Source organism: Aureispira anguillae (genome assembly GCF_026000115.1).
GTDB lineage: Bacteria > Bacteroidota > Bacteroidia > Chitinophagales > Saprospiraceae > Aureispira > Aureispira anguillae.
In genome coordinates, this window is the sequence record NZ_AP026867.1 from 3836220 (window position 1) to 3850301 (window position 14082).

Annotated in this window: 11 protein-coding genes; 8 read left to right on the forward strand and 3 right to left on the reverse strand. The window is 36.7% G+C overall.

The window, feature by feature from the left end; all coding sequences use genetic code 11:
* Positions 1-264: 264 nt before the first annotated feature.
* Positions 265-3714: a LamG-like jellyroll fold domain-containing protein gene (locus tag AsAng_RS15000; protein ID WP_264787905.1), complete on the reverse strand. Its 3450-nt coding sequence runs from the start codon at positions 3712-3714 to the stop codon at positions 265-267.
* Between the two features lie 125 nt (positions 3715-3839).
* Entirely contained in the window at positions 3840-5030 is a 1191-nt protein-coding gene (locus AsAng_RS15005) for an OmpA family protein (RefSeq protein ID WP_264787906.1), read from the reverse strand.
* A gap of 329 nt (positions 5031-5359) precedes the next feature.
* Here AsAng_RS15005 and AsAng_RS15010 point away from each other — a divergent pair, with 329 nt between their 5' ends.
* The 8 genes from AsAng_RS15010 (at position 5360) to AsAng_RS15045 (ending at position 11284) form a co-directional block, all read left to right on the forward strand.
* The gene (locus tag AsAng_RS15010) at positions 5360-5920 is read left to right on the forward strand and encodes a YdcF family protein (protein ID WP_264787907.1); all 561 of its coding nucleotides are present in this window, start codon (positions 5360-5362) and stop codon (positions 5918-5920) included.
* Positions 5921-5931: 11 nt separating this feature from the next.
* Positions 5932-6567: an HAD family hydrolase gene (locus AsAng_RS15015; RefSeq protein WP_264787908.1), complete on the forward strand. Its 636-nt coding sequence runs from the start codon at positions 5932-5934 to the stop codon at positions 6565-6567.
* 1 nt (position 6568) lies between these two features.
* A complete protein-coding gene (locus AsAng_RS15020; protein WP_264787909.1) occupies positions 6569-7702 on the forward strand; it encodes a glycosyltransferase family 4 protein in 1134 nt (377 codons plus the stop codon).
* 188 nt (positions 7703-7890) lie between these two features.
* Positions 7891-8280: an SET domain-containing protein gene (locus tag AsAng_RS15025; protein WP_264787910.1), complete on the forward strand. Its 390-nt coding sequence runs from the start codon at positions 7891-7893 to the stop codon at positions 8278-8280.
* Between the two features lie 346 nt (positions 8281-8626).
* Positions 8627-9010 carry a hypothetical protein gene (locus tag AsAng_RS15030; protein ID WP_264787911.1) on the forward strand — a complete coding sequence of 128 codons (384 nt, stop codon included), beginning with the start codon at positions 8627-8629 and terminating at the stop codon, positions 9008-9010.
* 268 nt (positions 9011-9278) lie between these two features.
* Positions 9279-9956: a hypothetical protein gene (locus tag AsAng_RS15035; protein WP_264787912.1), complete on the forward strand. Its 678-nt coding sequence runs from the start codon at positions 9279-9281 to the stop codon at positions 9954-9956.
* Positions 9957-10099: 143 nt separating this feature from the next.
* A complete protein-coding gene (locus tag AsAng_RS15040) occupies positions 10100-10621 on the forward strand; it encodes a phage tail protein (RefSeq protein WP_264787913.1) in 522 nt (173 codons plus the stop codon).
* A 141-nt stretch (positions 10622-10762) separates the two neighbouring features.
* On the forward strand, positions 10763-11284 hold the full coding sequence (locus AsAng_RS15045) for a phage tail protein (RefSeq protein ID WP_264787914.1): 522 nt from the start codon (positions 10763-10765) through the stop codon (positions 11282-11284).
* A gap of 65 nt (positions 11285-11349) precedes the next feature.
* Here the strand turns inward: AsAng_RS15045 and AsAng_RS15050 are convergent, their stop codons facing one another.
* Positions 11350-13788, reverse strand: a complete 2439-nt coding sequence (locus AsAng_RS15050) for a TonB-dependent receptor (RefSeq protein WP_264787915.1) — start codon at positions 13786-13788, stop codon at positions 11350-11352.
* Positions 13789-14082 lie beyond the last annotated feature (294 nt).

The following is a 14082-nucleotide window of genomic DNA, read 5'->3' on the forward strand; positions in this document are numbered from 1 at the left end:
GTTGTTTAAAAATGATCTTAACACCTGCGATCCAACCATAGCAGCCATCGGATCGGCAGCTATTTTTAGCCCCGTAGCTTCCAGCTACGAAACAAAAAACGAGCTTTGCCCGATAACTACTAGCTTTGACCTCGAAAATCAACAACATTTTTAAACAACTTCGTTTTCTAAATGGGTCTTTTTTTATTTCATAAACAAAAAGGTTTGAACAAGCAGCAATTACTACTCATTCAAACCTTTGCAAAATTAGCGGAGTAATAACAACTATAATTTAGTTAATTTTAAGGTCGTTTTTATTCCACTTGCGGTAGATACTTCTAGCAAGTAAACACCAGATAAGGCGTCTATTTCAACATTAAATAAGCTCGCTGTAGCAAATTCTTGGCTAAAGACTTGCTTGCCTGCTAAATCGTATATATTTACCCAAATAGCATCTTCTAAGCCTCCTAAATCAAGTATAACATTCCCCGTTGTCGGGTTAGGATACAATTTAAATACATCTGTAGTTTGGGTGCCGCTTATTGATAGCCCTGTAACATTTATGCAAGCAGAGGTATCAACACAATTGTCAGCATTAGTAATTTCTACCGCATAATCTCCATTGGAAGTTGCTATAAATGTTTGACTAGTTGCTCCATTAATGGCCTGCATTCCGTTAGAGCAATCTAGCCATTGATAAATAGCCCCTGTTTCGTCTGCTGTAAGATTAATACCATTTTGGGTTACTCCTAGTTGTATTGTACTAACCGTTAAATTGATCGTTAATATTGAGTCGCAGTTGCTTGCATTCGGAATCGTATCCATGTATGTCCCGCTTGTCGTATACACCTGTCCGCTTGGGCTTGTATAGCTACCACATACCACTTCTGTTATGCTTCCTGTTGTACTGCTATTTACTGTTAAATTGAGCGTTAGTATTGAATCGCAGTTGCTTGCATTCGGAATCGTATCCATGTATGTTCCACTTGTTGTATATACCTGTCCGCTTGGGCTTGTATAACTGCCACATACCACTTCTGTTATGCTTCCTGTTGTGCTGCTATTTACTGTTAAATTGATCGTTAGTATTGAATCACAGTTGCTCGCATTCGGAATCGTATCCATGTATGTTCCACTTGTTGTATATACCTGTCCGCTTGGGCTTGTATAACTTCCGCAGACCACTTCTGTTATGCTTCCTGTTGTGCTGCTATTTACTGTTAAATTAATCGTTAGTATTGAATCACAGTTGCTTGCATTCGGAATCGTATCTATGTATGTTCCACTTGTTGTATACACCTGTCCACTTGGGCTTGTATAGCTACCACATACCACTTCTGTTATGCTTCCTGTTGTGCTGCTATTTACTGTTAAATTGAGCGTTAGTATTGAATCGCAGTTGTTCGCATTTGGAATCGTATCCATGTATGTTCCACTTGTTGTATATACCTGTCCGCTTGGGCTTGTATAACTGCCACATACCACTTCTGTTATGCTTCCTGTTGTGCTGCTATTTACTGTTAAATTAATCGTTAGTATTGAATCACAGTTGCTTGCATTCGGAATCGTATCTATGTATGTTCCACTTGTTGTATACACCTGTCCACTTGGGCTTGTATAGCTACCACATACCACTTCTGTTATGCTTCCTGTTGTGCTGCTATTTACTGTTAAATTGAGCGTTAGTATTGAATCGCAGTTGTTCGCATTTGGAATCGTATCCATGTATGTTCCACTTGTTGTATATACCTGTCCGCTTGGGCTTGTATAACTGCCACATACCACTTCTGTTATGCTCCCTGTTGTACTGCTATTTACTGTTAAATTGAGCGTTAGTATTGAATCGCAGTTGCTTGCATTTGGAATCGTATCCATGTATGTTCCACTTGTTGCATATACCTGTCCGCTTGGGCTTGTATAGCTACCACATACCACTTCTGTTATACTTCCTGTTGTGCTGCTATTTACTGTTAAATTGAGCGTTAGTATTGAATCACAGTTGCTCGCATTCGGAATCGTATCCATGTATGTTCCACTTGTCGTATATACCTGTCCACTTGGGCTTGTATAGCTTCCGCAGACCACTTCTGTTATGCTTCCTGTTGTGTTGGTACAACAAATAGAAGACATCGAAACCATCCAATCGTCACTAATTGAAAAATAATCTCGTTCCAATTCCAATTCATAAGTCCCCATAGAAAATGAGGTCAACTCCAAAGTAGCTGCCGTAGAAAGTGGAGTTCCATTAGCAGACCATTCTTTTGAATAATAAGATGCGGCATTAAACCCACTAATTTGCTCCAAATTTGACAAGACTTGAATACTAGCAGCAGCAGCAATACCATTGTTATTGTTGCCACTATAATCAACTACCTGAGTTCTATTATCACCACAATTTACCATCATAGGGTAATGCGCTTTCAGATGAGTATACTTAGGATGGTTAATCATAACAGGAGCATCCATTAACACAGCAACATCAGCAGAATCTAGCACCTCGTTCCATATCGTTACTTCTGTCATTTGCCCCTCAAAGAAATTTCCCATTGAGTTGCCACTATCAAACTCCTGTCCTAGTGAAATTTGATGGTTAGCAGCCACAGATTGAGCGTTAACATACGAACGAACCATAACCCCATCTATATACAATTTGGTTAAATTACTACTTTCGTCATAGGTATACCCAACATAATGCCACTGTCCATCGGTTACTACAACTCCCGAATAACGACTATTAGAACCATCGTAAACGCCAAATTCTTCATTGGTTCCTATTTGCATCAAACAGACATTCCCACCAGTGCTGGTATTAATCGCCAACAACTGCTGAGAAGATCCTGTTACCTGTGTTGATTGCTTGATCCACATAAATGCCGAGCGATTGGTTCCTGCAATATCATTCGCAACACTATTTATTTGGACCCAATCGCTATTGTTTTTATCAAAATCAGCATAAGAAACATACTCGGTATAAGCAGTATGTCTTAACGTATCCGTAGCAGGGCACAAGGTCTCATCTTTTAAGGTATCCTGCACTAGAGCCATGTTATTAATCGTCAACGTTGTCTGAACAATGGTATCGGCTGCCCCTCCTGTTCCTACTAAAGTGTCAGTGTATACCCCACTTGTATTTAACAAGGTACCCGTTGGGCCTACATAACCATTGTTGTCACAAATTTCTATGGTAGGATATTGACAAACATAACCTGCTGGACACTCAGGGATGTAATCAAAGGTAAAATTTGTATTTACCCCTTGCCCTGTCTGATTGTTATAACCAAAAGCCATTACATAAAACACTTCTCCACCTTGAAAGTAAATATTTCCTGTACGTCCTATTTGCAATGTATCTCTAAAACCACAAAAATTTCCCGCACGAGGCAAAAAAGTTAACTGGTTGTTGTTAGTAGGATTAGGTACACTAGAAATATAGCCTAACATAGATCCTGCAAGTGGTTGGTAAGAACTCATATCTCCTCTCAATGTTCCAGGATAAGGTGGAATTTCGATTCGATAAACCACTGTAGAGCAGCAAGCAGCAATACAGCCCCCTTGCATTCCCGTATTGGAGCCCCCCAAGGAAGTATTCACATTGGCATCTGTATACGGAAAAGTATTCACAACCTTAGCTGTAGCAATACTAGTATTGGATGGTGTTTGGGCTTGACTAGCCTGATAATTTATTAACAAGAACAATAAACTAGTTATTATTGATAGTTTGGATAATTCGATCATCTTTACAGTTTTCGTTTTGTATCTAAGAATATTCATTCTCAAAGATGTCGCTATCCTTGTCCATACACAATTTTATGTTATGAAAGCCCTAAATTATGTTCTAAAAAGATCTTGTTCATAGAACCTTACAACTCTACAATCTCTATTTCTACCCTTCTATTTAAGTGTGCCAAACGCCCACCTGTATCATGCAATAGATGTTTACAACCATAGCCTATTGAAGATAGACGATCTTTATCGATTCCCTGCTCTACCAAATAATTATAAATGGTAGCAGCACGAGCACGGGATAAATTAAGAGCAAAGTCTTCCCCTCTATCACAACCGTTGGTATGTCCTTCTATGCTGATTTTAAGTTTTTTGTTGCGTTCCATTGTTTTGTATAACGCTTTTATGCTTAACAGTGCCTTGGGCAATGGTTTTGGAGAATCTCCATAAAATAGAATATTACTAACAACAAAACTTGCCCCCTTTTTGATTTTTTTGATGGGCGTTTTTAATTTCACATTACGCATGTCCGCTGTTAGCTTAGAAGCCATAATAAGGGTATCAAAGAAAAAATAATCTTTTTTGAAAACCTCTACGTGCAAGGGATCCCGTGCTTGGCTTTTTGGCAAATCAAAAACCAAACTATAATTTCCTGTCACAGAATCAGAAATAGTTTGAGCAACCACATCCCCCGTTTTTGTATTCGTCAAGGTAATATTGGCCCCCAAGGCAGCCCCATCAGCATCAACAACTTGACCATCTAGGCGCATGTTTTCGAAATAGTTAAAATGTAATGTATGCCCTTTCCCATTGGCATAAACATTATTGACCAATAAGACATAAATTTCCTGCGGATTAACCCTTACGGCTTTACTGTAAGCTGGCTGTACACCTGCACCAACCCATTCATTCAGAGCAGAAAGTGCCAAGCCCGTTTTTCCAGCAATTTCCAATTTGTTTCTAGAAAAATTGGTTCGAATGGGCAGTATTTCTTTTTGTTCCACCAATTCACAAAAATTATCGTCTGTATATTTATACAAAGCAAAATCATAATCATTAAGACTATCCAAAGGTTCTAATTCAAAAATTAACTGTCCACTTGTTTTGGTTTCGAACTGATACCATACCGTATTATTTTCTTGTTCTATAAAATGAAGGCTATTTTTTTCATTGCCTTCAAACTCCAGTTCCTTTCCATATCCTTTAGGGGAAGTAGTTGGACCAACTATTTTTTGGGTTTTTATCGTTAATCGATTATCACAGTCTGCGTGTTTATCAATCACTAAGGAGTCCATCTCTTGCCCATAACTTTTTGTTAATAAGAGCATTAATACAATTATTGGACCTAGGTTATTACAATATCTCATTATGTTATTTATATTAGGTGAATAGTCCATGTCGGCTAGATCTTTGGGGTTTGCTTCCTACGTTACACTACTTCGTTCAAACTTGTATTCGATTATCACATGAGTGCTACGCAGTTGATTAGCAAAATGATACAATCTCACCACCTAGAACACTAATTATCTAATAACCTAGCTTTGCTAACTCATGTAATAATCAATTTAGTACAATATTTTTTTTACTTTTTTATAAAGAAGCAAAAAAACAACGGAGTATTAAAGTTAAAAATGTATTATTAAAAAAAACTACAACAATGAAACAAAAAGTAAAACATATAATAAGATTGTTATGTATTGTTTTTATAATTCATTCTATTCTCATTGTAGGTGATGGCTTAATTGACGAAGAAGGGTATAGTGATATTGTTGTTATTTTAGGGAATAAAGTTCATGAAGACGGCAGCCTCTCTCTTCGTCTAAAAAGCAGGATGGACAAAGGCTTAGAATTATATCAAAACCAAAAATGCCAATACCTTGTGGTAAGTGGAGGACTAGGAAAAGAAGGACATTGGGAGGGCAACGTAATGGCCGATTACCTTATTCAACAGGGCGTTCCTCAAAAAGCAATTATAATTGATAACGATGGAAACAACACCGCAGCAACCGCCCAAAATGTACGAGCACTACAACTCCCTTTTCAATCCATCACGGTAGTGAGCCAATATTACCACATTAGCCGTAGCAAATTAGCCTTTCAAAAAGTAGGTTTTGCAGAAGTAAAAGGTGTCCATGCTGATTATTTTGAATTGCGAGATTTCTATTCTATCTTTCGAGAATTCTTTGGATATTATAAATATTGGTTAACGACACTGTAATACAATTTTTCATGAGATTTAAATGCATTATTTTTGATTGCGACGGAGTGCTGGTCGATAGTGAAGCAACTTCTATTGGAGTACTAATGGACATCGCACAAGAAGCTGGATATAAGATGGAAATGCCTTTTGCGCTTAATCAATTTTCAGGACAATCGCTACAATATTGTTTTGACTACATCCAAAAAAACGCACTAAAACCTCTCCCCCAAGACATTATAAATAACTATAGGCGTCGAACTTATCAAGCGTTTAAAACAGATCTTAAAGCAATCCCCAACATTGACCAACTGCTACAACGATTGACGCTACCTCGCTGTGTAGCTTCTAATGCGCCAATTGAAAAAATAAAACTCAATTTGGGCTTACTCAATTTAAGTCACTTTTTTGAGGGGAATTTATTTAGTGCTTATGATATTCAAAAATGGAAGCCTGCCCCTGATTTATTTTTACATGCAGCCAAAACCATGGGGTTTGAGCCGCAAGAATGCGCTGTAATAGAAGATAGCCTAGCAGGTGTTCAAGCAGCTAAAGCAGGTGGTTTTGAGGTTTTTGGTTATGCATCGAGTAGAACCGCATCAACGCTAGCAGCAGCAGGGGCAACCGTATTTTATGATATGAATTTATTGGATGAACTTTTAGCTTGATATGCGAATAGGATTTGATGCCAAACGATTGTTTTGTAATTTTACGGGCTTGGGAAATTATAGCCGAACACTTGTTCGAAATTTATCTTTATACCAGCCTTCCAACGATTATTTTTTGTATAGCCCAAAAGCAAACAATCACCCTCAAACAAAACCTTTTTTCAATTCCCAATTCTTTAACGTCTTTCTTCCTAAAGTATGGTTCAAAAGTTTTTGGCGTAGCTATTCTATTTTAAAACAACTCCACAAAGATCAAATAGAGTTGTACCATGGCTTGAGTCACGAACTCCCCTTTAGCATCTCCAAAAGCAAGATTAAAACCGTGGTAACCATTCATGATTTAATCTTCAAAACACAGCCTGAGACCTATTCATGGATTAACCGAAAAATCTACAATTGGAAATTTCAATACAGTTGCAAACATGCAGATAAAATTATTGCCATTAGTCAAAATACTAAGGCAGATATTATGCGTTTTTATGCTATTCCATCTCATAAAATTGAGGTTATTTACCAAGCTTGTCAACCCTTGTATTATCAACTAAACCAATCCCCCAAACAGGATGCTATCTTAAAACAGTATAAAATCCCGAATCAATATATCTTATCCGTAGGAACCATTCAGGCACGCAAAAATTTAAAATTACTAATTAAAGCTTATCAATACTTGCCTACAGCACTTCAATTGCCCATTGTTGTGGTTGGCAATGGAAAACAGTATAAAACAGAAGTATTGGCTTTAATTAAAGCAATGCAATTAGAACATTTGGTGATTTGGATTCATGATTTAAAAGCTGATGATGAGCTACAAACGATCTATCAAAATGCCGAACTACTCGTTTATCCCTCTTTTTATGAAGGCTTTGGCTTGCCAGTAGTAGAGGCTCTACTCAGCAAAACACCTGTTATTACAGCTCAAACTTCTGCTCTTAAGGAAGCAGGTGGTCCCAATAGCATTTATATCGACCCTATAGATGATCGGGGGCTTGCACAAGCAATTAAAACAGTGCTTAACAATCCAGATTTAGCCAATTCTATGAGAGAAAAAGGCTACCAATATGCACATCAAATGTTTCATCCACAAAAACTAAGTAAACAATTGGCAGATTGCTACCAACAACTTCTACGCCCCTAGATTTGGGTTAATTTTTTATTTTTTTTCAAAATTTTAATTCTTTTTTTTTCAAAAAAAACCGAAAATAATATCTTTACCCAGTCATTAAAAAACGTAAGTCATATACGTTTTGTTATTCCGTTGTTCAATCCATTTGTGTACATAAAATACAGAATGTTTGGTACACGAATTTAGAAATTTACTCAACCATGAGTCAACAAATTCCTCACATTTTTGTAGCCCATAGTACCTTACATGGGCAGGGGGTTTTTACAGGAGCAAAAATTAATGCTGGCAGTATTATTGAGATTTGTCCAATTCTATACCTTCCCAAAAATGATATAGTGGCCTTGCAAACTACTATAATTAACGATTATTATTTTGAATGGGGTACCAATTTAGATGCAGGAGCACTTGCTTTGGGCTATGGAAGTATTTACAACCATTCATTTAAGCCTAATGCTTATTATAATGTAGACATGGAAAATAATACCTTGTCTATTTATGCATTACGAACCATTACCCCAGGAGATGAGATTACCATTAATTATAATGGAGACCCTGAAGATGATAGCCCGCTTTGGTTTGAAAGTAAATAATTCTGGTTCTTTGACACCCCGTAGGCTCACGTAGTAAATTGTGTAAAATCGTAAACTATCTTGCCTGCTTATTACTACTTTTGTTATAAGTAATAGGTCGTAAGTCGTATGCTTAGTTCCTGTAAATACAGGACATACGACTTACGACCTATTACTCTCTTCTAAACCACATAAACGTAGTGCACGAGCAGTTTGTGGTATGGTGTACCAACGGGGATGCCTAGCAGCGAAGCTAAAAAGTAGTTAAAAGCTTACCCTTTTTAGTGTTTACCACACGATTTACTTCGTGATAGAGTTGTCAAAGAACCAGAATTTTAATATTGATTTATCACTAAAAATTTGTCGAATGAACAGCCCTAAGTGGAAAAGAACAATTGCAAGGATTTCACTTCCTCAAAAACGCTCTATTGGCTTTTTCAAAAAGAAGCACTCCCTTTTATTAACCTATTCCATAGAAATCAAGAGGCATAAGACCCCTTTAGAAATCGCCATTCAGGCTCAACATCAAGACTGTATTTTAGCCTTACAACAACTTTTTCCAATTGTTGATGAAGCTTCTCCACTAATTTCGAGTACACTCCTCCCTAGCAACCAAGAAACTCACACCCTCTCAAGCACACTCATTGTCAAAGACATAGAGGTAAGCCAACGCATTTTTGAGCAATACAAAAACCAATCGTTCATTCCGATACAATATAATTCCCAAGACCCTACTTTAATTCAATTTTGAGCTCTCTAAGGTTAGTTTATTGGCTGAACAATCAATACTTCTAAATTTTAGCCATGTATTAACCTCATTCCCCTCTCTGCCTACTTACTTAAAAGGTTTACAAAAAAGAAAAACGACTGATAATAAAACGCTTCTGTAAAAAAAATAACGCTCATCTGATTTTAAAAAAAAATAAACTTTATCCCATAGTTATTTTTTTAGTTTGTAAAAAAAGTTATTTTTGTTAGGTAACTATCTAGCCATTCCCCCAAAACCAAATTAAACTACTATGGCAAAACTTACCCAACAAGAATTTGAGGACCAATATGGTATTGAGTTGCTTCCCTACTCCACGGCAGATGTCAGCTTAGGTGAAATGATGCATTACAAAGGCATCTTTAATAGAACGCTTACTTTTTTAAACTATTCTATTGCTGAGAAATTGGGCTGGGATGAGGCTAAAATTGCAGCGATTGAAACTCAACTTAAAGCCATACCGCTCACAGATGGTAGTTTTCCTGATTTAATCATGAACAATTCTACTATAGGTAGTGGCGATCTAAAAATTCCCATCCTTGGATTAGATTTATCTAACCATGTAGATGCCAGTAAAGTAGCTAGTTTTGAATTTTCAAAGATTAAGGCTAAACGATTAATAGGAAATGTAAGAAGTGAACTCTCTCAAGGTTTGGAAGCATTAAAAAGTAGTGCCAATAAAAAAGTATACAACCAAGAGTTAAAACTTAATTACGTTATTGAAGGGCTCTTTTATGCCGATTCTGTTACCATAAAACTAACAGAGAAGCTAGATATTGACTTATCGCTTTCTCTAACCAATACAAAGACCAATGCCTCACTAGCATCAGCGTCTCCTAGTATCAAAAAAAATAACGATACCACCTATACCATATCTAATGCAGGCAATTGTCCCTTTGCAGTTCAATTGACAAAAGGTAAATTATTTTAGAGTATTATTAATACATTCTATCAAGCAGTAAAATTACACACAATTACTTTGCTTACGTTTTTGCGCTACTGTAACCGTTACAGTTAGGGCTAATATACATATATCTATACATATAATTATCTTATCATTTAAAATTCAAAACTATGAATCCTTTTCTTGGAGAAATCGTTATGTTTGGTGGCAATTTTGCCCCCAGAGGCTGGGCATTTTGTGATGGACAATTGCTTCCTATTTCAAGTAATTCAGCCCTATTTTCTATTTTAGGTACTATTTATGGTGGTGATGGACGTACTACTTTTGCATTACCTGATTTGAGAGGTCGTGTCGCAATGCATCCAGGCAATGGTCCTGGCTTAACTCCACGCAGGTTAGGTGAGCGAGGAGGACAGGAAACTGTTACGCTAACCGTCAACCAAATACCTGCACATCATCACAATATTATTGCCGTAGGACTGGAAGGCAATAGCAATGACCCTACTAGTCGTCTTTTGGCCAACACAGGTGCCTTTGACAGCGAATATTCGAATAGCACTTCTGGTCATGTTCTTATGAATAGTGGTATGGTTCAGAATACAGGTGGAGGACAGTCCCACACCAATATACAACCGTTTACTTGTGTCAATTATATTATTGCATTGCAAGGTGTTTTTCCTTCTCGCAGCTAGTGCGTTTATCTATTCTTAACCAATAAACATTATTATCAATAATTTTGTGCGGTATCTATAGTACGTTTCCTTATCACGTATTATTGCACTTATGTAACTACTACACAATTCCTTATAATGTTTAACTTAAACTAAAAAACTATGGATCCTTTTATTGGAGAAATCATTATGTTTGCAGGTAATTTTGCCCCTAGAGGCTGGGCATTTTGTGACGGCCAATTGTTACCTATAAACCAAAATTCCGCTTTATTTTCTATTTTAGGTACTATTTATGGTGGTGATGGACGTACAACCTTTGCATTACCTGATTTGAGAGGTCGTGTTGCGATGCATCCTGGTACTGGTGCTGGATTGACTCCACGTGACTTAGGGGAACGAGGAGGAACGGAAGATGTTGTTTTAATGACCAGTCAAATACCTGCACACAGTCACAATATTGTAGCCGTAGGACTTGAAGGCAATAGCAATGCCCCTAACGATCATTTTTTGGCCAATACAGGTGCTTTTGACAGCGAGTATTCGAATAGTACTTCTGGTCATGTTTACATGAATAGTGGTATGGTTCAGAATACAGGTGGAACCCAACCTCATACTAATATGCAACCGTTTACTTGTATCAATTATATCATTGCCTTACAAGGCACCTACCCTTCTAGAAGTTAGATAACTTATATTTGATATAGATTAGGAGGCCATTAGAATCTACTTCTAATGGTCTCTTTTTGGGATCAAAACCTAAAATTCATAAACAACGTTGGAGTCAAAGGAATTCCCTCTAAATACTCGCTCGTATCATCAGGAAAGTTCACAAAATTATTGTATCGAACATTCGCCGTATTTAATAAATTGAGCAATGACAAACCAAAATCAATGTTCAAGCGATCCATTTCTAACTTATATAAGAAACCAAGATCTAGGCGGCTATAAGGTTTTATATTTTGTTGAGAAGTTAGGTTTTTAGTATTTGGGAAACCGCTACCATATACATAATTAACAGAAAAAAAGAAAGATTTTACATTAAACATTCCTGCAATTTTAAATTCATGCCGTTGATCGTGTGGTGCCCTATTTAACAATTGCGTTTCAAATTTTTCATCCGACTTACTCAATGTATAGGCTGCCCAAATTCGCTGATTCTTAAAATGTGCTGCTACCTTCAAATCCAAACCATAACTGGCTCCTTCTCCAATTAATGTTGTTAGCCCTCCCGTTGTTTCATCCCTCCCAAACTGAAAGACATTACTTAAAGCTTTATAATAACCTTCTAGCCGACAACTCCAAAACCGATATTGACAAGATACCCCTGTCACATAATGCATTGCTTGCGGAACAGGAATCAGTCGATCGTCTGTAACCGACCAATGATAAGTATAATTCCTAAAAGGATCAACTAAGGCATTTTCGGTAATAAACTGATTGTAAATCCCATATGCCAAATTGATTTTCCATTGAGGAACTGGTGAAATTAGTACCTCTATACGGGGTTGTACAAAAGGACGAGCATTCGCTTGAAGCGGCACGTCAATTCTAAGCCCAGGGCGCAATACCAAAAATTTAGACCAACTGATTTCATCCTTTAGGTAAAGTCCAAATCGCACGCCATGTTCTGCAACACTTGCTAATTCTTTGATGAGACTGTGCTTGATATTAGAACGGTTATAAACCATATAAAGACCAGCAGATAGGCTATTGTATTTAAATGTTGGTAAACGGTGATTGGCTCGGATTGTTAATTCTGAAATACCATTGGTTACTTTTTCTGAAAAAACATTTGCCGTCGAATCTCCTATAAATAGTCCTGTAGTGTATTCTGACTGAAATTGAGAATAAATAACTTTAGCTGTTGTAACTCCTGCTTTTAGCCACCTTTTAGCATACTTAATAGAACCTCCTGCCAAATTACTCATCCTTCGTTGGTTAAAATTCAAGCTATTAATAACTTGGCTATCTAACTGGACTTCTTTACGAACGTCTGAATAATCTAAATCTCCTAGCATAGTAATACTCAAATCATCGCCATTATCAAATCGATGGCTGTATTTTCCCGTTATATCTCCAAAAAGCAAAAAAGGCTCTAACAGAGGTTGAGAAGAAATTTGTAGTAAATTAGGAAAAACAAGTCTCCCTCCTATTTGCAAATTGGATCGCTGCGTTAATCCTATATTCGCATAACCGTTAAATAATTGTTGTGTTCCTGTTATTTGATACAATGAAGTATCTATTTGCCCCGACTTGCTAGTTATATTCACCACTCCACCTACTCGGTCTCCAACATCTACATTATAGCCTCCTTTTAATACTTCTATATCTTTAATAAACAAGGGGTTGATCGTTCCTATTTGGTCGTTATAGCTACTTGTATTAAAAATAGTAATGTCATCAAATAGAATGTTTGTCTGCCCTTTGTAAGATCCCCACAAGATATAATCCTTGGTTTGTTCGCCCGATGCTAAAATTCCAGACTGTAACCTCAAAAAAGAAAAAAGACTATTGTTGGTACTACCAGGCAAAAAGGGAGTTTGGGTATTATTTAGTTTTGAAAGTCCCGTTTTTTGCTCCGTATTAATAATCTTCAGTTTTTTAGTGGACAAAACCGTAATCTCTTGCAATTCAGAAATAGAAGGGCGCAAATCTATCCTCAACCGATTGCACGGAGCAATCAAAGTATCTATTGTAAAATAACCTAAATGGGAAACGGTTAACCTCACTACGCTATCTTTAGAATGGTAGGAAAAATTGCCTTCTACATCTGTAGTAAGATTAATATGATTAATCTGAATCGCAGCAAAAGGTAAACTTTCGCTATTCGTTCCATCTTTGATTTGTCCTTGATAGCTAAAGGAACGAGCTTTAATCGGTTTTTTAGGGGGTTGGGGTACTGCTAGAATTGCAAATACACCATTTATTTTTTTATACTTACAATTACATTCCTTTGTTAAATAATTCAATGTTTCAGAGGGAGAATCAAAGGTTCGATCTACCGTAATTAAGCATTTACTTAACAATTGCGCATTAAAAGATACTTGAATTCCATAATTGCGATGCAAGTTTTTGAGCAGGCGATTTAGCGGCTTTGCTTCTGCCTGTACGTAGATTTGCTGTGCATAACTCTGATATGCTACCAACACACTAAATACAACGGCAAATTTAATAGATAATGGACTCAATGGTGTAGACTAATTATTTAGATTTTCTATTGTACTAATTGCTGGCAAATCATTTCCTTACTCTAAGAATTAGTGCAACAGACAACCCTTAATTATTTGTATATTAGACGTTATCACGAACAAATGTATGTGGCAGGAAATTTATCTTTTCCCCCTACAAAACTCATTCCATTACTTATAAATTTCACCAGTTAATTACGTACTATGTTTGTGAGTGTGCAGTCTATTTTTTGAATAAACGTTTACAAAATAAAAGTAATCTACAAATCTTATGAATTATACGATATATTTAAC